General features: G+C 63.7%; 26 protein-coding genes. 16 read left to right on the top strand and 10 right to left on the bottom strand.

What is annotated here, in order from left to right; genetic code table 11:
• Positions 1-131: 131 nt before the first annotated feature.
• Positions 132-641, bottom strand: a complete 510-nt coding sequence (locus WHZ77_RS25390; RefSeq protein ID WP_375310458.1) for a DUF4142 domain-containing protein — start codon at positions 639-641, stop codon at positions 132-134.
• Positions 642-735: 94 nt separating this feature from the next.
• Between WHZ77_RS25390 and WHZ77_RS25385 the strand changes: the two genes are divergently transcribed.
• The 3 genes from WHZ77_RS25385 (at position 736) to WHZ77_RS25375 (ending at position 1,454) form a co-directional block, all read left to right on the top strand.
• Positions 736-930: a hypothetical protein gene (locus tag WHZ77_RS25385; RefSeq protein ID WP_375310457.1), complete on the top strand. Its 195-nt coding sequence runs from the start codon at positions 736-738 to the stop codon at positions 928-930.
• 103 nt (positions 931-1,033) lie between these two features.
• The gene (locus tag WHZ77_RS25380; RefSeq protein ID WP_375310456.1) at positions 1,034-1,165 is read left to right on the top strand and encodes a hypothetical protein; all 132 of its coding nucleotides are present in this window, start codon (positions 1,034-1,036) and stop codon (positions 1,163-1,165) included.
• An 82-nt stretch (positions 1,166-1,247) separates the two neighbouring features.
• Positions 1,248-1,454, top strand: coding sequence for a hypothetical protein (locus WHZ77_RS25375; RefSeq protein WP_375310455.1), 207 nt, complete (start codon positions 1,248-1,250; stop codon positions 1,452-1,454).
• Between the two features lie 191 nt (positions 1,455-1,645).
• On the opposite strand, the gene WHZ77_RS25370 is transcribed toward WHZ77_RS25375, so the two are convergent.
• On the bottom strand, positions 1,646-1,906 hold the full coding sequence (locus WHZ77_RS25370) for a hypothetical protein (RefSeq protein WP_375310454.1): 261 nt from the start codon (positions 1,904-1,906) through the stop codon (positions 1,646-1,648).
• Positions 1,907-2,080: 174 nt separating this feature from the next.
• Here WHZ77_RS25370 and WHZ77_RS25365 point away from each other — a divergent pair, with 174 nt between their 5' ends.
• Together WHZ77_RS25365 and WHZ77_RS25360 are read left to right on the top strand one after the other, a co-directional pair.
• On the top strand, positions 2,081-2,239 hold the full coding sequence (locus tag WHZ77_RS25365; protein WP_375310453.1) for a hypothetical protein: 159 nt from the start codon (positions 2,081-2,083) through the stop codon (positions 2,237-2,239).
• Positions 2,240-2,514: 275 nt separating this feature from the next.
• The gene (locus WHZ77_RS25360; RefSeq protein WP_375310452.1) at positions 2,515-2,889 is read left to right on the top strand and encodes a PRC-barrel domain-containing protein; all 375 of its coding nucleotides are present in this window, start codon (positions 2,515-2,517) and stop codon (positions 2,887-2,889) included.
• Positions 2,890-2,945: 56 nt separating this feature from the next.
• On the opposite strand, the gene WHZ77_RS25355 is transcribed toward WHZ77_RS25360, so the two are convergent.
• Positions 2,946-3,413 (bottom strand): winged helix-turn-helix transcriptional regulator, encoded by a 468-nt coding sequence (locus WHZ77_RS25355; RefSeq protein WP_375310451.1) that lies wholly within the window; start codon positions 3,411-3,413, stop codon positions 2,946-2,948.
• 160 nt (positions 3,414-3,573) lie between these two features.
• On the opposite strand from WHZ77_RS25355, the gene WHZ77_RS25350 reads away from it, so the two are divergent.
• The 5 genes from WHZ77_RS25350 (at position 3,574) to WHZ77_RS25330 (ending at position 8,597) form a co-directional block, all read left to right on the top strand.
• Positions 3,574-4,311 (top strand): SDR family oxidoreductase, encoded by a 738-nt coding sequence (locus tag WHZ77_RS25350; RefSeq protein ID WP_375310450.1) that lies wholly within the window; start codon positions 3,574-3,576, stop codon positions 4,309-4,311.
• 62 nt (positions 4,312-4,373) lie between these two features.
• Entirely contained in the window at positions 4,374-5,375 is a 1,002-nt protein-coding gene (locus WHZ77_RS25345; RefSeq protein WP_375310449.1) for an NAD(P)H-dependent flavin oxidoreductase, read from the top strand.
• Positions 5,376-5,484: 109 nt separating this feature from the next.
• Entirely contained in the window at positions 5,485-5,904 is a 420-nt protein-coding gene (locus WHZ77_RS25340) for a hypothetical protein (protein WP_375310448.1), read from the top strand.
• Positions 5,905-6,022: 118 nt separating this feature from the next.
• Entirely contained in the window at positions 6,023-7,588 is a 1,566-nt protein-coding gene (locus WHZ77_RS25335; RefSeq protein ID WP_375310447.1) for an alkaline phosphatase D family protein, read from the top strand.
• A 190-nt stretch (positions 7,589-7,778) separates the two neighbouring features.
• Positions 7,779-8,597, top strand: a complete 819-nt coding sequence (locus WHZ77_RS25330) for an aldo/keto reductase (RefSeq protein WP_375310446.1) — start codon at positions 7,779-7,781, stop codon at positions 8,595-8,597.
• A 186-nt stretch (positions 8,598-8,783) separates the two neighbouring features.
• Here WHZ77_RS25330 and WHZ77_RS25325 read toward each other — a convergent pair whose 3' ends face one another.
• A complete protein-coding gene (locus WHZ77_RS25325) occupies positions 8,784-9,005 on the bottom strand; it encodes a hypothetical protein (RefSeq protein ID WP_375310445.1) in 222 nt (73 codons plus the stop codon).
• A 95-nt stretch (positions 9,006-9,100) separates the two neighbouring features.
• Positions 9,101-9,553 carry a hypothetical protein gene (locus tag WHZ77_RS25320; protein WP_375310444.1) on the bottom strand — a complete coding sequence of 151 codons (453 nt, stop codon included), beginning with the start codon at positions 9,551-9,553 and terminating at the stop codon, positions 9,101-9,103.
• A 156-nt stretch (positions 9,554-9,709) separates the two neighbouring features.
• Here WHZ77_RS25320 and WHZ77_RS25315 point away from each other — a divergent pair, with 156 nt between their 5' ends.
• A complete protein-coding gene (locus WHZ77_RS25315; RefSeq protein ID WP_015687820.1) occupies positions 9,710-9,982 on the top strand; it encodes a helix-turn-helix domain-containing protein in 273 nt (90 codons plus the stop codon).
• 6 nt (positions 9,983-9,988) lie between these two features.
• On the opposite strand, the gene WHZ77_RS25310 is transcribed toward WHZ77_RS25315, so the two are convergent.
• Together WHZ77_RS25310 and WHZ77_RS25305 are read right to left on the bottom strand one after the other, a co-directional pair.
• Entirely contained in the window at positions 9,989-11,221 is a 1,233-nt protein-coding gene (locus WHZ77_RS25310; protein WP_375310443.1) for a PLP-dependent aminotransferase family protein, read from the bottom strand.
• Positions 11,222-11,433: 212 nt separating this feature from the next.
• The gene (locus tag WHZ77_RS25305) at positions 11,434-11,961 is read right to left on the bottom strand and encodes a DUF3124 domain-containing protein (RefSeq protein WP_375310442.1); all 528 of its coding nucleotides are present in this window, start codon (positions 11,959-11,961) and stop codon (positions 11,434-11,436) included.
• Between the two features lie 67 nt (positions 11,962-12,028).
• Between WHZ77_RS25305 and WHZ77_RS25300 the strand changes: the two genes are divergently transcribed.
• The 4 genes from WHZ77_RS25300 (at position 12,029) to WHZ77_RS25285 (ending at position 17,506) form a co-directional block, all read left to right on the top strand.
• Positions 12,029-13,759: a cation:proton antiporter gene (locus WHZ77_RS25300; protein WP_375310441.1), complete on the top strand. Its 1,731-nt coding sequence runs from the start codon at positions 12,029-12,031 to the stop codon at positions 13,757-13,759.
• Between the two features lie 169 nt (positions 13,760-13,928).
• Complete coding sequence (gene ribB, locus WHZ77_RS25295) at positions 13,929-15,005, top strand: 3,4-dihydroxy-2-butanone-4-phosphate synthase (RefSeq protein ID WP_375310440.1); 1,077 nt, start codon at positions 13,929-13,931, stop codon at positions 15,003-15,005.
• A 193-nt stretch (positions 15,006-15,198) separates the two neighbouring features.
• Positions 15,199-16,413, top strand: a complete 1,215-nt coding sequence (locus WHZ77_RS25290; RefSeq protein WP_375310439.1) for an acyl-CoA dehydrogenase — start codon at positions 15,199-15,201, stop codon at positions 16,411-16,413.
• A gap of 172 nt (positions 16,414-16,585) precedes the next feature.
• Positions 16,586-17,506 (top strand): MBL fold metallo-hydrolase, encoded by a 921-nt coding sequence (locus WHZ77_RS25285; protein ID WP_375310438.1) that lies wholly within the window; start codon positions 16,586-16,588, stop codon positions 17,504-17,506.
• A 113-nt stretch (positions 17,507-17,619) separates the two neighbouring features.
• Here the strand turns inward: WHZ77_RS25285 and WHZ77_RS25280 are convergent, their stop codons facing one another.
• On the bottom strand, positions 17,620-18,474 hold the full coding sequence (locus WHZ77_RS25280; RefSeq protein ID WP_375310437.1) for a DUF1499 domain-containing protein: 855 nt from the start codon (positions 18,472-18,474) through the stop codon (positions 17,620-17,622).
• A 165-nt stretch (positions 18,475-18,639) separates the two neighbouring features.
• Positions 18,640-20,268 carry a fatty-acid--CoA ligase gene (locus tag WHZ77_RS25275; RefSeq protein ID WP_375310436.1) on the bottom strand — a complete coding sequence of 543 codons (1,629 nt, stop codon included), beginning with the start codon at positions 20,266-20,268 and terminating at the stop codon, positions 18,640-18,642.
• A 64-nt stretch (positions 20,269-20,332) separates the two neighbouring features.
• Here WHZ77_RS25275 and WHZ77_RS25270 point away from each other — a divergent pair, with 64 nt between their 5' ends.
• Entirely contained in the window at positions 20,333-21,418 is a 1,086-nt protein-coding gene (locus WHZ77_RS25270; RefSeq protein WP_375310435.1) for an extensin family protein, read from the top strand.
• Positions 21,419-21,455: 37 nt separating this feature from the next.
• Here WHZ77_RS25270 and WHZ77_RS25265 read toward each other — a convergent pair whose 3' ends face one another.
• Positions 21,456-22,142: a L,D-transpeptidase gene (locus WHZ77_RS25265; protein WP_375310434.1), complete on the bottom strand. Its 687-nt coding sequence runs from the start codon at positions 22,140-22,142 to the stop codon at positions 21,456-21,458.
• Positions 22,143-22,404 lie beyond the last annotated feature (262 nt).

Raw genomic sequence — 22,404 nt, 5'->3', positions numbered from 1 at the left:
GCCAAGGCCGCGGCGCGAGAAATTGGAACCTGCTTTGCTCAGCCCGGCCCAAATAACCGGGGGAATTATGATTGGTTCCATCGGATTCCGGAAAAAATTCCGGCCCTTAGCGAGGTTCCCGGCACTGCCAATTACTTGTCGGCCATCGTGCGCTCGGCGTCCTTCACCTGCGAGCGCAGCATCGGCAGTTGCTCGCGGGCAAAGGCGGCAAGCGCCGGATTGTCGGGTGCCTTCAGATAGCGCTCGAGCAGAGCGATTGCGGTTTCATATTCCGGGATCTGCGCGGCGAAGAAGGTCCGGACGTACGCAGGTCCATCCGAATTCTCAGGCTCGGCGAGGCTCGTGCTGGCGGTGGTCTTGCCGACGCGCGGCTCGGCGCCGGTCGCCACTTGAATCTCCTTCAGGGCCTTGTCGCGCCTGACTGCTTCGTCGGCGCGCAGGGCGGCGAGATTCTTCACCTCCGCATTGCTCTTCAGGTCGGCACTCTCCAGCAGACCCTGCTGGAAGCGGCCGAAAGTATAGAGGCCGATGATGACATCGGTCGCCGTTGGTGGCCGCTGGCCCTCCGTTCGCTGAACGGTGCCGTCCGCGAGTGCTGCGGTGCTGATGAACGTCAGGACGATCACGACAAGAGTACGCATGGATTCCAATGATCGGCGGCGCGCGAAGTTCCCTGGACGTTACGATCCGGTAAGGGCGGTTGCGACGTCAGGGTTCCGTCCCCAGATCTTCACCATGAAACAGTCTGACATCTTCAGGGACAACGCCGACAACTGCCTGCAGCTCGCCGAGCGAGCCGATGGCCAGCCCACCCACAAGCGCTATTCGCGGATGGCGGAGGCGTGGATGGCGCTCGCAAACGAGCAGGACTGGCTCGACGGCGAAATCCCGCCCGTCAAGGTTCGCGTCCTTCAAATGCAGGGTGCCTGATCCGCGTGACTCTTCGTGTGAGATCGCTCACGGACTGCAATCGAGCAACTTAGGATCATCCGGGAATAGTCGATCTCATTGCTTTTCCAGAAGGAGGTTTGCAATGGCTCCGCGTCTGGCTCTTCTCTCTTTTATTCTCGCCTTTGGCGTCTCGGTCGCGTTCGCGACGGTGACAACGGTCCGCCAGGTGCATCAGGAAAATGCATCTGCACCGACCCACGCCGTGCACAGCTAGCGAAGCTTCTCTCGCGTCCCGGAACATTCGACGCGTCCGCGCGTAAGCGCTTCGACGCAATCCATAAACGCGAGAGGACATCATGGCCCATTCCGACCACGGCATCGTCAGGGACAAGCGGGCGGAGGATCAGCCGCGCGACAAGCAGCGTGCGCAGACCGCGCACAAGACGGATTCGAAGAGCTCGCCGTCGCGTGAGGCGACCCGTGATCCCAAGCTGAACGACGACAGCAAGACGCCGGGCTCCGGCATGACGCCGGATGATTCCGGCGCCGCGCCGAGCGGTTAGAGCATGATACGGAAAAGTGTGAAGCGGCTTTCCGAAAAGATCATGTGCCACAAATAGCGCGGGGAACGAATCCTTGCGCGGAGAGTCGACAGATTGCTTCCGGTTATCATGCCCCCGGTGAGCCGGAAGCAATCTCCAAGACGGCCCTGGCACCCACCGTGCCAGGGTCGTTTGCTTGTGAGAGAGCGTAATCAGTCCTCGGCGTCCCCCTCGGGCTTTCCCGGCGAGTGTCCCTCCGGACCGCGGCCGAAGACACCGAACTCGCTGGATTTGACACCCGTTGAAGAGCCGATGTTGGTCTCGATGCCCGCGGCTGCGAGTCCGAATTTGAGCAGCTCGCGAACGGCAGCGGCGCGCGTCGGCATGCGGTGCTTGAACCGGAAATCATCAACCGCGGCCAGCTCGTCCGGGGAAAGCATCACTTGAAGCCGCTCGGCGCGAAGGTCGTTCATGGTCAATCACGCAAAGTTAGTAGGTTGAGCAGTTTGCTGAACCCGCCAACTTGCCGCGAGTTCCACAGGAGTCCGAAGAAGTGTCGGTTGAGTAGAGTAATCAAGTAAAATCAATAGGTTATATCTTGAAATGTCTTGGGATAGGGCGCATGTTTGGAAAAAGGGAGACAGGCCATGACAGATGAGGTCAAGTTACCCCGCCAGCTTTCCGAAGAGCCCGGGCCGCCGCAGCCCCTGCGTCCGAGCCATCAGAAGGTCATCGAGCAAGTCGAGCGCTGGGCCAATAGCTCGGGCCTGCAACCGCCGAGGACGGAACATGCGACGACGATCTGAGCCACACACATTCGAGCAACGTTTGGACGCGCAGAGGCTGCGGCTCGAGCGCGAGCTCGCAAGTTTGCCGGTCGGCATTGAGCGCGATTGCGTTGCCGCGCGTATTGAGCAGCTTCACGTTGCGGCCGAGATGTTCGATTTTCTATCGCCGCGTGAGTCATTCGCATCTCTTCACTAGGTTCGCTCCTTCGCGTGGCACTTTGGCTCACGATGCGTTTTGGAACGATCATTTCCAAGCCCGGTTGATTCACATATTGGCTGAGCGGAGAATCGCGATGATGAACCAGGGTGAGTTGGACCGGAACGAAATGGGCCGCCTGATCGGCAGCGACAAGGTCGAGGGAACATCGGTCTACGGCGCGGATCGCAACAAGATCGGTTCGATCGAGCGCGTGATGATCGACAAGGTCAGTGGCAAGGTGTCCTACGCCGTGCTCGGCTTTGGTGGCTTCCTGGGCCTCGGGAGCGATCACTATCCCTTGCCCTGGCAGTCGCTCAAATACGACACCGAGCTTGGCGGTTACCTCACCGGCATTACCGCCACGGCGCTCGAAGGCGCGCCGAAATACGGCGAACGCAGCGACTGGAACTGGGGAGACGACGCCGCGGTTCGCGGCATCAACGCCTATTACGGTGTTCCCTTCGCGTAGACGCTTCGCTCCGTGGGAAGTCCGATGACCTGCGATGCATCAGCGGGCAGCCTCAGTTAGCCCGCCACCGTTTCTCTCCGCCCCGGCCCTGCATGCACATGCACTTGTTTGGCATGCAGCGGCTCGCCGCATTCCGAGCACACCATCACGGGATCGAACAGTTTGCCGCAGGTCTTGTGCTCGTGCAGCAGCGGGCGGCCGCGTTCATCGCCCATGTGGGCGTCGCCCCAGTGCACCATCGCGATGATGATCGGATAGAGGTCGAGCCCCTTCTGCGTCAGAATGTATTCGTAGCGCTTCGGCGCCTCGGAATAGGGCACGCGGCGCAGGATGCCGAAGCGGACCAGCTTCTTCAGCCGCTCCGAGAGCAGATGCCGGGTGATCTGGAGCGAAGACTGAAATCGCTCGAACCGGCGCACGCGCAAGAAGCATTCACGCAGGATCAGCAGCGTCCAGCGGTCGCCAATCACAGCGACGGTGCGGGAAAGCGAGCAGGGCTCTTCGTCCAGCGTGTCCCACTTCATGGTCCGATCTCCGGCCTCGTTAGTAAGTCAGAAAAAGGAACTGACTTGAACGGTCAGCGATATTTCATCTTTAGTTTACCGGCTAGGCTCCCGGTTTGACAGTTCTATTTTAGAACTATAGCCTCTGCTCCAATCAATACTCTCTCCGGAGGAGGCAACCTTGCCCAAGCGAGACGCGACAGCCGCCGTGATCGGGGCCGGCGATTTCATCGGCTCCGAGATCGCCAGGAAATTCGCCGCCGAAGGTTTTTCGATCTTCGCCGGCCGCCGCAACGGCGACAAGTTGGCGCCGCTGGTGAAGGACATCGAGGCCGCCGGCGGTGAGATCCAGGCCCGCTCGCTCGATGCGCGCAAGGAAGAAGAAGTCGTCTCCTTCCTCAACGAGGCCGACGCGCATGCACCGCTGGAAGTCTGCATCTTCAACGTCGGCGCCAACGTCAATTTCCCGATCCTCGACACCACCGAGCGCGTCTTCCGCAAGGTCTGGGAGATGGCCTGCTATTCCGGCTTCCTGGCGGGGCGGGAAGCTGCGCGGCTGATGCTGGCGCGCGGCGGCGGCAAGATCTTCTTCACCGGCGCGACCGCAAGCCTGCGCGGCGGCAGCGGTTTTGCGGCGTTTGCCAGCGCCAAGTTCGGACTGCGCGCGGTGGCGCAGGCGATGGCGCGCGAGCTCGGGCCGAAGAACATTCACGTCGCCCATCTCATCATCGATTCCGGCGTCGACACCGAATGGGTCCGGCAGCGCCGGCTCGAGGCGCTCGGCCCGAATGCGCTCGACAATCCCGATCTGCTGATGCCGCCGTCGGCGGTGGCCGACTCCTATTGGCAGCTCTATCAGCAGCCCAAAAGCGCCTGGACTTTCGAGATGGAGATCCGCCCCTTCGGCGAGAAATGGTGACCGCGGCACAGAAGTCCGGCTAGACTGATCTCAACCTGAGCAAAATTCCGGGAGGTATTGAAGTGAAGACCGCGATCACCGAACTGTTCGGCATCGAGCATCCCATCATCCAGGGCGGCATGCATTTCGTCGGCTTTGCAGAGCTGGCCGCTGCCGTCTCCAATGCGGGTGGGCTCGGCATCATCACCGGTCTCACGCAGAAGACGCCGGAGCTGCTTGCCAAGGAGATCGCGCGCTGCCGCGACATGACCGACAAGCCGTTCGGCGTGAACCTGACGTTCCTGCCGACCTTCTCGGCGCCGCCTTATCCGGAATACATCGCGGCGATCGTCGAAGGCGGCGTCAAGTCCGTGGAGACTGCGGGCCGCAGTCCGGAAGCCTACATGCCCGCGCTGAAGGCGGCCGGCATCAAGGTGATCCACAAATGCACGTCAGTCCGCCACTCGCTGAAGGCTGAGCGGATCGGCTGCGACGCCGTTAGCGTCGACGGTTTTGAGTGCGGCGGTCATCCCGGCGAGGACGACATTCCCAACATGATCCTGCTGCCGCGCGCGGCGGAGGAATTGAAGATCCCGTTCGTCGCCTCCGGCGGCATGGCCGACGGACGCAGTCTCGTCGCCGCGCTCGCACTCGGGGCGGCCGGCATGAACATGGGGACGCGCTTCATCGCGACCAAGGAAGCGCCGGTGCATCAGAACGTCAAGAACGCGCTGGTCGCGGCGACCGAGCTCGACACCCGTCTGATCATGCGCAGCTTGCGCAACACCGAGCGTGTCCTGAAGAATGCCAATGTCGACCGCCTGCTCGAGATCGAGCGCGAGAAGGGCGACAAGCTCACGATCGACGACATCCACGACCAGGTCGCGGGCGTCTATCCCAGGATCATGCTGGACGGCCAGATGGACGCGGGCGCCTGGAGCTGCGGCATGGTCGCCGGCCTGATCCACGACATTCCCTCCTGCAAGGAACTCGTCGATCGCATCATGGCAGAGGCAGAACAGATCATCCGCAGCCGCCTGATGGGGTTCCTGGACGGGACGGGGGCCACGCGAAAGGTCGCCTGACACCGCCAAACTTCTTAACCACGGCGGCACTTGACCGCTGGAATTGCGCGCGACGCCCCCTAAATAAGGGTAAATTGGCCCTTTCATAAATCAATTTCAGGAGGCGTCCGTGGTCCTGAAGAGCGTTTATCTTGCTGCTGCCGTTGCCCTCGTCCTCGCGGGCAGCGGCGTTGCGCGTGCAGACGACTACAAGCCCGGTGAATATCTCGGTCTCGACCTCTCCAAGGCGGTGCTGTCGCCGAAGCGTCTCGGGCCCGAGACGCAATTTGCACCGGTGGCACTCGAGGCGCGCGGCGGCAACGACGCTCAAGCGCGCGCCGAGCCGGTCGACGTGCCGAAGAAGGTTGCCGCCGAGCGCGTGCATGTGTCCGAGCCAAAGATCGCGCATGCCAGAAGCGCCCAGCCGCGCGGCGGAGCGCGCACCAGGCTCGCGCATCGCCATGGCAATCCGCTCGATGCGCAGGCGATGGACACCCGGATCCAGACCTGGCCGTGTCGTTCCGGCGGCATCTGCAGCTGGAAGCGCTAGTCGGATCCGAGGCCGTCATCCGCGCGTCGCAAAACCGTAGGCTCGGAGTCAAGAAACCGTAAGCCGGGAGTCAAGGAGCGCAGGCACCTTCCGTCACGATTCGACGAAGGTTTCCTGAATGGCAACTCTCCGCGCCCCGCGCGCTTGGACCCGGCGGCAGTTCCTGGTCCGCTCCACCTCAAGCCTCGCCATCGCTGCGCTTGCGAAACCCTCGATCAGTCGTGCCGCCGACCGCCCGCAGATCGCCGGCGGCATCCAGTCCGGCGACGTCTCGGACGGCTCAGCGGTGATCTGGGCAGGCGCCGATCGGCCGGCGCGCATGCAGGTGGAATGCTCGACCGTCGAGAGTTTCAGGACCATCATCGCCTCCGCGTCGCGCGATGCGTTGCCGGATGCGGATTTCACGTCAAAGCTGCTGTTGAGCGACCTGCCGCCCGGGCAGGACATCTTCTACCGCGTGCGCCTCGACGACATCGCCGCCGGCATTGCCGGCGAAAGCCGCGTCGGCCATTTCCGCACCGCGCCGGCCGGGGGCCGGTCGATTTCGTTCCTGTGGTCCGGCGATGTCGCAGGGCAGGGCTGGGGCATCGATATCGCGCGCGGCGGCTATCGCAGCTATCGCACGATGCTCGACAACCGCCCCGATTTCTTCATCCACTCCGGCGATCACATCTACGCCGACTGCACGATTCCTTCCGAGCAGAAACTGCCGAACGGCGAGGTCTGGCGCAACATCGTCACCGAGGAAAAGGCCGAGGTCGCGCATACGCTGGCGCAGTTCCGCGGCAACTACAAATACAACCATCTCGACGAGCACTTCCGTGCCTTCCATGCCGAGGTGCCGATGTTCGCCCAGTGGGACGACCACGAGGTCACCAACGACTGGTCGCCGGCTGCTAGTCATGACGACGCAGGTTACGAGGACGACGGCACGCCGCGGCTCGTCGCGCGCGCCCGCCGCGCCTTCTTCGACTTCATGCCGATCCGCGACGTCGGCGCCCGGCAGGGGCGAGTCTATCGCAAGATCGCCTACGGCTCGCTGCTCGACGTCTTCATGATCGACATGCGCAGCTATCGCGACGACAATTGGAACAAGGGCCAGGATCACCGCGGCTGGATCCTTGGCGCCGAGCAGCTCGCCTGGTTGAAGCGGGAACTCGTCGCCTCGCGTGCGACCTGGAAGGTGATCGCGGCCGACCTGCCGATTGGCCTCGTCAGCATGGATGCCGTCGCGCTCGGCAATGGGCCGCCCGACCGGCGCGAGCACGAGATCGCCGATCTGCTTGCCGCCATCAAGCGCGCGGGCGTCCGCAATATCGTCTGGCTCACAGCCGACATGCATTACACCGCCGCGCATTATTACGATCCGAACAAGGCGCAATTCCAGGATTTCGAGCCGTTCTGGGAGTTCGTCTCCGGGCCACTGCATGCCGGCACCTGGGGACCGGGCGAGCTCGACGACACCTTCGGCCCGGTCGCGATGTACCAGCACGGTTGCAGCGAAGCGCAGGGCGAGAATCTGGCGCCCTGCTTCGGCTTGCAGTTCTTCGGCCGGGTCGACATCGACGGCGCCAGCAGCGTCATGACCGTGACTCTGAAAGACGTCGATAATCGCGATCTCTGGTCGGTCGACCTCGTGCCGCAGCCTCAGGCGCGCCCGGCCATGGTGGCGCAGCATTCGTGAGGGGTATTCGTCATGCCTGGGACAAGCCCGGCACGACGGTGAGGAAGAACCTAACCCGTTCTTGATTGGCCACCGCGCGGCTTCTGCGCTATGCTGACCATACCCGCCACCCCTTCTCCATCGCCGAAGAGTTTGCCCACGCGGCTTCGCCTTGCGAATTCGGCGGGCTGAATACGTCAGGAGTTAACTCATGGACAATCTGAAGACACAGGGCATCAGCATGCCCAAGCTCGGCCTCGGCACCTTCCGCATGCAGGGCGATGACTGCCGCGCCGCGGTCGAGAGCGCGCTGTCGATCGGCTATCGCCATATCGACACCGCCGAGATGTACGCCAACGAAGAAGCGATCGGCGCCGCGCTCGCGGCCGCCCGCCTGCCGCGCGGCGAGCTGCACGTCACGACAAAGGTCTGGCACGAGAACCTCAGCCCCGACGCGATCCGCCGCGCCTTCGACGCCAGCCTGCAGAAGCTCAGGCTCGACCACGTCGATCTCTATCTCGTGCACTGGCCGTCCAAGTCGGCGAACTGGGGCACGGTGTTCGAGACCCTGATGAAGCTGAAGGAGGAGGGGCGTACGCGCGCGATCGGCGTCGCCAATTTCACCACGGCGCTGCTCAAGATTGCGGTCGAGGACATCAAGGCGCCGATCGTCTGCAACCAGATCGAATATCACGCCATGCTCGATCAATCGAAGGTGCTGGCCTATCTCAACGCCAAGTCGATTCCGCTGGTCGCCTACTGCCCGCTGGCGCAGGGGCGCATCGCCTCCGATCCGGTGCTGGCCGAGATCGGCGTCAGGCATAATGCGACCGCGGCCCAGGTCGCGCTGAAATGGCTGCTCGACCAGGACGGCGTCGCGGCGATCCCGAAGGCGTCGCGCCGCGAGAGCCAGCAGGCCAATCTCGACGCGCTGAAGATCACGCTCGACGATGCCGACCGCAAAAAGATCGCCGCGCTGCCCAAGGACAAGCGCTGCGTCAATCCCGGCTTTGCGCCGGCGTGGGATTAGCCAACTCTTTCTCTCCGCCAGTTCGGAATCGTAGGGTGGGCAAAGACGCACTTGCGCCGTGCCCACGATCTCTAGCGATGGAAAGAATTCGTGGGCACGCTTCGCTTTGCCCACCCTACGGGACTGATATTTCGAGAACGCAAAGAAATGGCCCCGCGAGGGGCCATTTCCATGATGCGTTACGCATCAATCCCAGTGGTGACGGTGACCGCGCTTGACCACAACGACCCGGTCGCGATGATGCCAGCCGCGATGCCAGCCATGGTCATGATGCTCGCGCATTTCGGCGCGGGCGCCGTAGCCATGATGATGACCGCGCTTGATCACCACCGTTTCGGCACTTGCCATCGTCGGCGCAACGATCGCGAGCGCGCCGAGAGCCGCAATCACAAAACCAAGCTTCTTCATGATGTCCTCCTCCAATTCAATGCCAATGAGAACCGCGCATCGGCGTGAACGTTCCGGAGGAATGGAAAGAGAATTCTGAACGCTTGTTCAGGTGGTTAATCGCAACGTTGCTGCGGCGGGGTTGGCGCGCCGGTGGCGACGTATTTGCCGTCCCTGATGGTGTACTCACCGCGCTCGCTGCGATTGTAGATCGCGCGCAGGCTACCTTGCTTTGAGAGCAGCAGGCCGAACTCACGCGTCTGCTTCAGCGAGGGGAAGTACACCATCACATTGAGCACGCCTTCGGCGTTGACCGCGGCGGATACCACTTCGCTCTCGTCCCTGGCGTCGCCGAAATTGCGCCGGTACATCACCCGGCCGTCCTTCCGGATTTCGTAAGTCAGGAGAGCGCCCTTGTCGCGGTCGGGCCGGGCTGCACAATCGACCGCCCATGAGCCGAGCAGACCCCATTGCTCGACCGTCGCCGAAAGCGTCTCGGCGCCGGCCGCGGGCGTGAACGCAACCCACAGCAGCGCCGCTGTCGTGCAGCGGCTCAAACAAGGTGTCATGGCTTGCAAACCCCGCCTCGAACCATTCCAAAGTGTAGCATTCCGCGCGCCGCCGTCCACGCCAGGTGCCAATCGCGCGCGAATTTGATCCGCGTCAATGAGGCCGGTCGTAGCAAGGGTAGGATGGCGCTCCCGAAGGCGAACGTGGATAGACCGATGCTGAATCAAGTCATGGATTTTGCGGGTGAAGTGCTGCCGGGGAGCCGTGCCCTGCCGCCTCATTCCGAGACCGCGTTTCTGGCCGAACTGGGCGAACGCTTGAGATCCTCGCGCGCCCGCTGCGAGCTGTCGCGCCGGGAGCTGGCCCGCCGCTCCGGGATTTCCGAGCGCTATATCGCGCAGATCGAGGCCGGCAAGGGCAACGTCTCGATCGTGCTGTTGCTGCGGCTGGCTTCCGCCATTCACGGCAGCCAGCCCCAGGCTGCGTAATAACCGCTAGACCTGCTTCTCGATATTGGCGCTGCGGGCCGGCACGCCGAACTCCTTGCGGCACACTTCGGCCAGCACGGCGACGCCCTCGCGGATTTGCTGATGCGATGGGCTCGCGAAGCAGAGCCTGAGGCGCGAGCTGGAATGGCTCTTGTCGGTGGACCATTCCGGCCCCGGATTGATCGATACGCCGGCGGCGAGCGCGGCCTGATACAGCTTGAGCGTATCGACCTGGTCGGGCAGCTTGACCCAGAGGAAGATGCCGCCCTTGGGTTCCTCGAATTCCGCCGCCGTGCCGAACTGCTCGTTGAGGGCCTCCATCAGCGTATCGAGCTTGGTGCGCAACGCTTTCGTCAGGGCTGGCACATGGCTTGCGAAATGCGGCTTGCAATAAGCGGCAAGCACCATCTGCTCCAGCGCGCCGGAGCCGGCGTCCGTCTTCAGCGCCAGCATCCGCGACATCACATCCCAGGGCGCGACGATGAAGCCGACGCGCAACGCCGGCGCGATCGACTTGGAGAACGAGCCGATATGGATCACGCCGCCGTCCGGGCTCATCGCATGGATCGCCGGCGGCCGCTGACCTGACCAGACGAGGTCGGCGTAGCAATCATCCTCGAAGATGGGCACGCCGTATTCTGCCGCGAGCCGCACCAGTTCGGCGCGGCGGCTCTCCGGCATGATGCTGCCGGTCGGGTTCTGCACAGTCGGGATGGTGTAGATGTATTTCGGCCGGATGCCGCGGCTCCTGAGATCGGCCAGCGTCGAGGCCAGCACGTCCATGCACATGCCGTCCTCGTCGAGGGGGATACCGACGACGTTGACCCCGAGCCGCGCCAGGCGGGTCAGCGAGCCCTGATAGCTGTCCTGCTCGAAGATCACGGTGTCGCCGCGCGTCAGCAGCGTCGCGTTGACGAGATCGAGCGCCTGCAGTGATCCCGAGACGATCATGAGATCGTCGACCGTGCAATTGATGCCGGCATCGCGCCTGAGTTTCGTCACCAGGAATTCGCGCAAGGGCAAATAGCCCTGCGGACCATGCGCCAGCCCATAAGTGGCGAGCGATCGGCCCTCGCGCCGCAGCACCGCGTTGGTGGCTTCGATCAGTTCATCGAGCGGCACCTGCTCGGAATCGTTGTTGCCGCCGACGAAGCTGTATTTGGCAAGGCCCGTCCAGCGCGCAGAAGGGGCCGGCAGCCCCTGAGGAAACAGGGGCGCGAAATCGAAGCTGGACGTCATGGGGCATTCCTCGTGTTTTTATTGGTGGGTGTTTTTATTGAGCGGCCGACTTGGTGCCAACCGGGCGCTGGGATTTCGACGATGTCATCATGCCAGTGTTTTGCCCGACGCGTCAAATTAAATTCGTAAAATCCGCATTTTTGTCGCGTGGGCCGGCAAGTCATTGATTTCGCGGATTGGGCCTACTGTGCATGGGGTTGTTTTCGGGTTTTCTATTTTTTCCCCGCTGTCCTGGTCGGACGGCCCTGGCTGATGAAAGCGTAATGCGCATTGGCGACGCCGCCAACCATCAAGGCTTCGACCACCGGCTCGGCGATCTCGCCGGTTGCGGCCCAGTCGACCAGGAAATTGGCCCCGGTCCCGCCCCGCACGTCGTCGGTCGGAACGAAGATCGAGACGGTGGCCAGCGGCTTCAAGGCGACCGGCGCTTTCAGATAGGTCTCGACCTGCTTGCCTGCGGTGTCGAAATAGGCGATGCGTTTGACCACCAGCGGCTGGGTCTCGGAGGCGTTGTGCACGCTCAAGGTCACCGAGAAGTCGACGCGCAACTTGCCCTGGCTCATCGCAACACTGGAATAGGCGGGCACGTAGAACCCCCCCGAGACGGCGAGTTCCTCCTTCGGCAGTGCGGCGAGCGAATCGGCAAAGTTTTGTTCGATATTGACCTTGGATTGCGCGACTGCGGGCACGGCAGAGGCGAGGGGGCATAGCAGCATTGCTGCGAAAAGCGCCGTTCGCATGTGACGAATTGCTCGCTTGCCGCGCCGCAACCTGCCTCTAGGGTGCGGCAAAACGGACCAATTTGGTATGCACGAGCTCATTCGAGACATCACTCTCTGTATTCTGTTTGCCTGGATGCTGGGCCTGCTCGCCCATTTCACCCGGCAACCGCTGATCCTGGCCTATCTTATCGCCGGCTTCTGCATAGGTCCATTCGGCGCCGGCTGGGTCCATTCGCAGGAATCGATCAGCGTCATCTCAGAGCTCGGGCTGATCTTCATGCTGTTCATGATCGGGCTCGAGATCGACCTGAAGAAAATCGTGCGGGCGGGAAAGGTGATCCTGTTCGCCGCCGGCGCCCAGCTGATCGGGGGCTGCCTGCTCGGGGTGCTGTTCTTCATCGGAATCGGCCTGTCGCTCGGCGGCGGGCACTTCGATGCGGTCTATCTCTGCGTCGCCTGCGCACTCTCGAGCACCGTGATCATCGTCAAGGTGCTCTACGAGAAGCGCGAGCTCGACACGCTGCCCGGCCGCATCACCCTCGGCGTGCTGGTGCTCCAGGACATCTTCGCCATCCTGTTCCTGGCGGTGCAGCCGAGCCTTGCCAATCTGCAGGTCAGCGTCATCCTGCTGTCGATCGGCCGCGTCGCGGTGCTGGTCGCCGCGGCGCTGCTGGTCAGCCGCTACGTGCTGCCGCGCCTGTTTCACCAGATCGCCCGCCGCCCCGAGCTGATCCTGCTCGGCGCGCTCGCCTGGTGCTTCCTCGTCGCCGAGACCGCCGAACGGCTCTCGCTGTCGCGCGAGATGGGGGCGCTGATTGCCGGCGTCTCGCTCTCGACCTTTCCTTACGCGCTCGACGTCACCGCCAAGGTCACCACGCTCCGCGACTTCTTCATCACGCTGTTCTTCGTCGCGCTCGGCATGACCATTCCCGTGCCCGGCCTGTCCGTGATCGGGCTGGCGCTGATGATCGCGGCATTCACGGTGGTGAGCCGTCTCGTCACGACCTTCACCCCGCTCTATCTGATGAAGCAGGGCCTGCGCGCCAGCCTGTTGCCGGCCCTCAACCTCGCGCAGATCTCCGAGTTCTCGCTCGTGGTGATCCAGACCGGCGTCGCCGACCACCACATCGCGGCCGAGACGGCCAATGCGGCCTCCTTTGCCTTCGTCGTGCTCGCCGTGCTCTCGACATTCGCGATGAGCCGCAGCGACGAGATCACCCGCTGGGCGATCGGCCCGCTGAAGCGGATCGGCCTGCGCGATCTCGACCATGGCAACGGCCATGGCGAGGAAGGGCACGGGGGCGGCCATGGCGAGGCCCGCCGCATCGTCATCCTCGGCTTTTTCCGCGCGGCGAGCGCGCTGCTGGCCGAGATCGAGCGGCAGGCCCCGGTGCTGCTCGAGCAGATCACCGTGATCGACTTCAACCCCAATGTGTATCAGACGCTGCTGTCGCGCGGCCTGCACGTGATCTATGGCGACATCAGCAGCGCCGACACGCTGCTCCATGCCGGTGTCGGCAAGTCCGAGATGATCATCCTCAGCGTGCCCGACGCGCTCCTGAAGGGCGCCAGCAACGAGAAGCTGGTCCGCCACGTCCGCACCCTCAACCCGACCGCCATGATCGTGGCCACGGCCGATCTCTTGTCGGATGTGGGCGAGCTCTATGCGGCTGGCGCCAGCTACGTCACGGTGACCCGGCTCAGCGATGCTCATGAGCTGTTTACCGTGATCGAAGCCGCCCAGGCCGGTCTGCTGCCCGACAAGCGCGCCGAGCTAGATCAGCGGCTCGGCGAGCGGCGCGAAGTGCTGCCCTGACGGTGCCCGGCGGCTTCTTTCCGAGCCCGTTCGCACCCATATCCCTGGTATGATCGGTGCAAGCCCTCTGGCAGGCTTGCCGTCCGGCATATGTGGTTGCGCCGGGGAGACTAGCGCTTGGCCCCAAGTCCGGCTAAGCCTCCGGCTCACAACCGATAGAGATTGGGAAATGCCCGATAGCGTTCAGGAAGTCTTGCAGGCCTTTGCCCGGGGTGAACTCGTGGTCGTCACCGACGACGACGATCGCGAGGGTGAAGGCGATCTGATCGTCGCCGCCTCGCTCTGCACCGCGGAGAAGATGGCGTTCATCATCCGCCATACCTCCGGAATCGTCTGCGCTCCGATTACCTCTGAGGATGCGCGCCGGCTGCGGCTCGACCCGATGGTCGCCCACAATGATTCCGCGCACACCACCGCCTTCACGGTCTCGATCGACTACAAGCCCGATGGCGGCACCGGCATCTCGGCCGAGGAACGCGCCTCGTGCTGCCGCGCGCTGTCCAATCCCAATGCCGGCGCCAACGACTTCGCCCGTCCGGGCCACATCTTCCCGCTGATCGCCAAGGACGGCGGCGTGCTGCTGCGCTCCGGCCACACGGAAGCCGCGGTCGACCTCTGCAAGCTCTCCGGCCTGCCGCCGGTCGGCGTCATCAGCGAGTTGATGAACGACGACGGCAGCGTGATGAAGGGCGAGCAGGTCGCCCGCTTCGCGGCCCAGCACAAGCTGAAGCATGTCACGATTGCCGACATGATCGCCTATCGCCAGGCGCGCGAAAAGCTGATCGAACGGGTTTCGACCTTCGTCACCGAGAGCCCGATCGGCCCCTTGCAGGGCTATGCGTATCGCTCGCCGTTCGATTCCATCGCCCACGTCGCCTTCGTCTACAATGGGGTCGGCGACGGGAAGAACGTGTTGACGCGCTTTCACAAGCCGAACATCGTCAAGGACATCTTCACCGGCCACAAGCGGATGGCGGCCGTGCTCGAACATTTCAAGAAATCCGGCCGCGGCGTTCTGGTTTACCTGCGCGACGGCGCGGCTGGTGTGCCTGTGGCGGCGCTGCCTGATGAGAGCGCGACGGAGGCTGACCGCAACCGCCAGTGGCGCGAGGTCGGTGTCGGCGCGCAGATCCTGCGCGATCTCGGCGTGACCTCGATCCGTCATCTCACCTCGTCGGTGCACGATTACAAGGGCCTGTCGGGCTTCGGCATCGAGATCGTCGCCAACGAGCAGCTTGAAAGCTGACACGCAGTGTCATTCCGGGATGGCGCTGAAAGCGCCAGACCCGGAATCTCGAAGTGGTGAGCAAGAGGATTCCAGGTTCGACGCTTCGCGTCGCCCCCGGGATGACAGAAACCAGGACGCAATTGCACTTGTTGCCGCGGCGCTTTAGTTTGTCGGGCAATTCTTGACGGAACCAGATGCGAAAGGACGTTTCATGAGCGCGCGCCCCCAGGCCAAGGACAAGCCGGCTGCGGCTTCTTTCCAGTGGGACGATCCGTTCCTGCTCGACGAGCAACTCACCGAAGACGAGCGCATGGTGCGTGACACCGCCCGCGCCTACGCCCAGGACAAGCTGCTGCCGCGCGTCACCAAGGCCTATCTCGAAGAGAAGACCGACCGCGAGATCTTCAACGAGATGGGCGAGCTCGGCCTGATCGGCATCACGCTGCCGGAAGAATATGGCTGCGCCAATGCGAGCTACGTCGCCTATGGCCTCGTGGCGCGCGAGATCGAGCGGGTCGATTCCGGCTACCGCTCGATGAACTCGGTGCAGTCCTCGCTGGTGATGTACCCGATCTACGCCTATGGCGACGAGAACCAGCGCAAGAAGTACCTGCCGAAGCTCGCTAGCGGCGAGTGGGTCGGCTGTTTCGGCCTGACCGAGCCGGACGCCGGCTCCGATCCGGCCGGCATGAAGACCCGCGCCGAGAAGGTCTCGGACGGCTACCGCCTGACCGGCAGCAAGATGTGGATCTCGAATGCGCCGATCGCGGACGTGTTCGTGGTCTGGGCCAAGTCGGCCGAGCATGACAACCAGATCCGCGGCTTCGTGCTCGAGAAAGGCATGAAGGGCCTCTCCGCGCCGAAGATCGGCGGCAAGCTGTCCTTGCGCGCCTCCATCACCGGCGAGGTCGTGATGGACGGTGTCGTGGTCCCCGAAAGTGCGCTGCTTCCCAACGTCTCCGGCCTGAAGGGCCCGTTCGGCTGCCTCAACCGTGCGCGCTACGGCATCTCGTGGGGCGTGCTCGGCGCCGCCGAGGACTGCATGCACCGTGCCCGCCAGTACACGCTCGACCGCAAGCAGTTCGGCAAGCCGCTCGCCGCGACCCAGCTGATGCAGAAGAAGCTGGCCGACATGCAGACCGAGATTGCACTTGGCCTTCAGGGCTCACTTCGCGTCGGCCGCCTGATGGACGAGGGCAAGTTCGCCCCCGAGATGATCTCGATCATGAAGCGCAACAATTGCGGCAAGGCCCTCGACATCGCCCGCGTCTCGCGCGACATGCACGGCGGCAACGGCATCTCGGCCGAGTACCACGTGATGCGCCACGTCCATAACCTCGAGACGGTCAACACCTACGAGGGCACCCACGACGTCCACGCCCTGATCCTGGGCCGCGCGATCACGGGCATTCAGGCGTTCTTCTGAGAGCGCACGGGTACGAGGCGACAGAACTCTCCAACTCCGTCATGGCCGGGCAGAAGCGCGAAGCGTGTCTTCGCGCTGGATGTCCCGGCCATCCACGTTCTAGCTCCAGCGAAGAACGTGGATGCCCGGCACAAGGCCGGGCATGACGAAGTCAGCAAGGTATGAGCAAGCCATGTCCGACAACGACGACGTCCCGTTCAACCGCAACTTTCCGCTTCAGCCCGGCCTCGTCGAGGAAGTCCGCCCCGGCGTGCGGCGCGTGCTCTGTAACAATCCGAGCCCCTTCACCTTCACCGGCACCGTCAGCTACATCGTAGGCACCGGTAACGTCGCGATCATCGATCCCGGCCCGGACGATGCGGCGCATGCCGCGGCTCTGCTCGATGCCGTGCGCGGCGAGACGGTGAGCCATATCTTCGTCACCCACACCCACCGCGACCACTCGCCGAACACCGCGCGGATCAAGCAGGCGACCGGCGCGCCGGTGTATGCCGAAGGCCCGCACCGGGCCTCGCGCCCGCGCTTCGAGAGCGAGAAGCACAATCCGGAATCCGGTTCTGACCGCGACTTCGTGCCCGATGTCAGAATCGCCCATGGCGATATCGTCGAGGGTGATGGCTGGCGTCTGGAGGCCGTGGCGACGCCCGGCCACACCGCCAATCATCTCGCGTTCGCCTGGCCCGAACGGAAGGTCAACTTCGTCGGCGATCACGTGATGGGCTGGTCGACCTCGATCGTGGCGCCGCCCGACGGCTCGATGATCGACTACATGGAGTCGCTCGACCGCCTGGCCGCGCGCGAGGAGGATCTGTATTTCTCCGGCCACGGTCCCGAGATTCCGGACGGTCCGCGCTTCGTGCGCTTCCTGATCCGTCACCGCAAGGCGCGCGAGGCCTCGATCCTGCACCGCCTCGCCAAGGGCGAGACCGACATTCCGACCATGGTGCGTGCGATCTATATCGGCATCGATCCCAGGCTGACGACGGCGGCGGGCTATTCCGTGCTGGCGCATCTGGAGGATCTGGTTGCGCGCGGGGTGGTGGCGACGGACGGCGATCCCGTGATTGGCGGGACGTATCGGATAGCGGGCTAGCCTCTCGTCATTCCGGGGCGCGCGTAGCGGAACCCGGAATCCATCGGGCAGCGGCGTTAATGGATCAATGGATTCCGGGCTCGCCCTGCGGGCGCCCCGGAATGACAGTCGGGCTACTTCTTCACCGTCTTCGCCGGGGCCTTCGGCGGCGTCACCGGCGTCTTCTTCACCGGCTTCAGCGCATCGGCGTCCGCGGCGGTGTTGAGATCGTCGATGAATTTTGTCACGCGCGCGGCGTTGCTGCCGAGGTCGCTGTCGAAATAGCGCGAGGCCGAGCGGATATCGACGCGGGAATCCTCGCCATCGGGCGCAACCCTGATGGAAATGTCTTCACGCAAGCCCATGATCGGCGAGCGCGCCACCGCCTCGATGCGGCCGATGCGGCGCGGCGGCTGCGGCGCGCGCTCGTCGATGACGAGCCATTTGCGCTTGTTGACGAGCTGGAGCGCGATCGCATAGGCGCGGTCAACCGTGATTTCGAGCTCGATCGGCTCGATCTCGGGATAGAAATGGCGCTGCTGCTCGGCCGAATAGAGGCCGGCATAGACCGCGCTGTTGGCGCCGTCGCCGGTGCGCAGACGCGCCAGCGCGTCGAAGCGGGGCGGGTCGATCGGGTCGGTGGTGATGTCGTGGATCGCCGGCAGCTTGCGATATTGCAGTCCGAGATAGGCGGGGTAGGCGAGGATCGCCCCGTCGATCAGGAAGGCGAGCAGGATGCGCGCCATGCCACGCGAGCCGTTCTGCCAGATCGCCGCAAAGCCGGCGAGCCCGAACAGGATCGAGAGTGCGGCGATCGCGAGGCCCCCGAAGAAGGTGACGAGCGCCGGCTTCGGCTCCAGGAAGCCGAAGCGGACAATGAGGATCGACACCACCACCGCCACCACCGCGAACACGGCCAGGTTGCGCGCCCAGCTCGCAAGGCTGGACACGGGCTCCGTCTGATAGGGAGCGGAAAACCTGCGGGCCATCGGATGAGCTCTGCCGGGGTGCTTGGGGGCGGTGCCGCGCGAAACGGCGTTGGCGCCGGGTGTGCCGTTGAGACCACGGCCCGGGGGCAATTTCAAGGGAGACCGTCACGGCCCGTCATTCCGGGGTCGATGCCGTTGGCATCGCCCCGGAATGACGTGAGAGCTTTATGCCGCCGCGTTCGGGAAGCGGTAATCCTTGAACTGGTCGCGGAGTGCCGTCTTCAGGATCTTGCCGGTCGCCGTGTGCGGGATGCCCTCGACGAAGGCGACGTCATCTGGCATCCACCATTTGGCGATCTTGCCGTCCATGAACTTGAGGATGTCCTCGCGCGTGGTCTGCTGGCCCTGCTTGAGCTGCACGATCAGCAGCGGACGCTCGTCCCATTTGGGATGATAGACCCCGATCACGGCAGCCTCGGCCACCGCCGGATGGCCCACAGCGAGGTTTTCGAGGTCGATCGAGGAGATCCACTCGCCGCCGGACTTGATCACGTCCTTGGAGCGGTCGGTGATCCGCATGTAGCCGGCCTCGTCGATGGTCGCGACGTCGCCGGTGTCGAAGAAGCCGTTCTCGTCGAGGATGTTGCTGTCGACCCGGTAATAGGCCTTGGCGACGGCGGGGCCGGAGACCTTGAGGCGGCCAAATGTCTTGCCGTCCCAAGGTAGCTCCTTGCCGGCATCGTCGGTGATCTTCATCTCCACCGCGAAGGGCGCATAGCCCTGCATCTGAAGCACGTCGAGCCGCGCCTCGCCGGTTGCGTCCGTGAACGGCGGCTTCAGCGCGGCGACGCTGCCGATCGGACTCATCTCGGTCATGCCCCAGGCGTGGCGAACGTTCGAGCCCATGTCGAGGAAGGCCTTGATCATCGAGCGCGGCATCGCAGAGCCGCCGCAGATCACCATCTTCAGGTCCGGCAGCTTCAGATTGTTTGCGGCCATGTGCTGCAGCAGCATCAGCCACACCGTGGGCACGCCCGCGGTGTGCGTCACCTTCTCGGTCGAGAGCAACTCGTAGACCGAGGCGCCGTCGAGCTTGGCTCCGGGCATCACGAGCTTGGTGCCCTGCGACGGCGCGGAGAAAGCGATGCCCCAGCTATTGGCATGGAACAACGGAACCACCGGCAGCATTGTCTCGGAGGCACTGGTGCCGAGCGCATCGACATTGTTGGCCATCAGCGCGTGCAGCACGTTGGAGCGATGCGAGTACAGCACACCCTTCGGGTCGCCCGTCGTGCCGGACGTGTAGCACATCGCGGCTGCCGTGTTCTCGTCAAAGTCCTTCCATTTGAATTTGCCGTCGGCCTCCGCGATCCAGTCCTCGTAGGCGACAACGTTCTTGAGCGTGGTCTTGGGCATATGCGCCTTGTCGGTGAGCACGACGTAGCGCTCCACGCTCGGCAGCTTGTCGGCGATCTTCTCCAGGACCGGAACGAAGGTGATGTCGGTCATCACGATGCGATCCTGCGCATGGTTGATGATCCAGGCGATCTGCTCGGGGAAAAGGCGGGGATTGACGGTATGGCAGATGGCGCCGATCCCCATGATGCCGTACCAGACTTCGAGATGGCGCCAGGTGTTCCAGGCGATCGTTGCGACGCGGTCGCCGAACTTGATGCCATCGCGGTCCAGCATCTGCGAGACCTTGAGGGCACGCTGGTGGATTTCGCCATAGGTGGTGCGATGGATCGGTCCTTCGATCGATCGCGTGACGACCTCCTGCTTGCCATGAATCCTGGCGGCGTGTTCGATGATCCGGTGGCAGAGCAGGGGCCAATCTTGCATCAAACCAAGCATTCCGTCGTTCCTCCGAGGTGGGCTGGACTTGTTATCGCTCTCAGCGCTGGGCCAAAGAATTGTCATGGGTTTTAGCCTGCTGGACTTTCGCCGCAAATGGTCTTGTCGCGGCTATATGTCCGCCGGCGCGGCAATGGTTACCGCTGCGCTCGGGCTGTCGCTCGTGCTCCCGGAGCGGGCAGAGGCGCGGAAATATGCTGCGCCGCTGGATATCTTCGGCCTTGGTACACCACGACCGCGCCCGACGGTTCATTCCGCCAAGATCCCGCTACCGAAACCCCGTCCTGAAGAGGCCCCAAAGGCATCGGACGAGCCTGCTCCGGAGGCCGAAGGGAAACCTGCCCCCGACAAGTCCAACGCCAGCAAGCCCGCGGAGGCCGCGCCGCCGCCCGAGAAGCAGGCTTCGGCCTGCCGCCTCGCGCTGACCGAGGAGATCGCGGTCGCGCCGTCCATTCCGGATATCCGCGGCCCCGGTGCCTGCGGCGGCGAGGATCTGGTGCGGCTGGAGGCCATCGTGCTGCCGGACAAGCGCAGGGTGGCGGTCAAGCCCGCGGCGATCCTCCGCTGCACCATGGCTTCCGCGATCGCCGACTGGGTCCGCAAGGACATGGTGCCGCTGGCCGGCAGCCTCGGCTCGGCGATCAGCGATCTCGACAATTTCGATAGCTTCGAGTGCCGCGGCCGCAACCGCGTCGCCGGTGCGCTGCTGTCCGAGCACGGCAAGGCCAACGCGCTCGACGTCCGTGCCATCAAGCTTGCCAATGGGCAGTCGATCGGCTTCACCGACCGCACCATGTCCCGCGACGTCCGCGAACGTGTGCTGCAGTCGGTCTGCGCGCGCTTTTCCACCGTGCTCGGGCCGGGCTCGGACTGGTACCACGAGGACCACATCCACCTTGACCTCGCGCAGCGGCGCAACGACTACCGGATCTGCCAGTGGAACGTCTGGGATCCCCTGCCGCAGGTCGCTCCGCTGCTGCCGGCGGAACGGCCGGAAGAAGCTCCGCCGCGCGAGGTCGCGGCCAGGCCGGAGGCAAAGGAGGGGGCTGAAGATCAGGAGACTGCGAGGCCCACAGCGCCCGCGGACAAGCCGGCGGCCGAAGGCGGCAAAGTCGAGCCGCACAAGCCGGCAACAAAAAAGCGCCGGTAAAACCGGCGCTTTTGGATGTCAGATAATCCGGAAGAGATCAGAAGCTGCCTGCCTGGCCGGTTTGGCTGCCGCCGAGCGCGAGGCGCGAATTATACGGCGAGTCGCCATGCTTCGGCTCGAGCACCACGACGAGGGTGCCGACCTTGACGCGATCATAGAGATCGATCGCGTCCTCGTTGGTCAGGCGGATGCAGCCAGACGAGATCGAGGCTCCGATATATTCCGGCTGGTTGGTGCCGTGGATACGAAACAGCGTGTCCTTGCCGCCGGAGTAGAGATACATCGCGCGGGAGCCCATCGGATTGTCCGGGCCAGGGGCGACATAGGTCGGCACGCCCAGGCGCGAAATTTCGCCGGGGGTGGGGTGCCAGGCCGGCCACTCGGTCTTGCTGCCCACCTTGGCGATGCCCGACCAGGCCATGGCCTCTTCGCCAACGGTGATGCCGTAGCGGATCGCCTTGCCGCCATCCAAAACGTAGTAAAGATAGTGGTTGTCGGAATCGACCACGATCGAGCCCGGCGATTCCTTGCGGTGGTAGTCGACAATGGCGCGGCGGAACGGCTCTGCGACCGCAGTATTCTCGTACCTGACCTTGGCGAGGAGTTCCTTGTCCTTCGGCTTGAACGCCTTGGTGTCGGTCGCTTCGTAACGCGTGGCCTGCATGCAGCCCGACAGCATCAGGCCAGCGGCCAAAACACCCAGCATAACTTTCAGCGACGACATGATTTGGTTCCAATCGACAATAACAAGCTTTCGCGGAGCTTGAGCCAAGCCCAAACCACGACTCCGTTGGTCCCTATTATCGTTGAAATCTGCCACAATTCCAGCGTCTCGGACCTTTTCCCGCGCTGCAAGGTCCGAGCTGTGGCTTTTTTGCCGCAAGTTTAGCGGCCTTGGGCTGATTTTCGAGCAAACTGTCGATTTTGTGCCACGGTGCGGCCACAAATGCCAACGCTCCGTAATGTGCTTGTCATCATGAACTTGT

Origin of the sequence: Bradyrhizobium sp. A5, from assembly GCF_042076515.1 — a bacterium.
Classification (GTDB): Bacteria; Pseudomonadota; Alphaproteobacteria; order Rhizobiales; family Xanthobacteraceae; genus Bradyrhizobium; species Bradyrhizobium cosmicum.
This window is presented reverse-complemented; position numbering and strand designations above follow the sequence as displayed.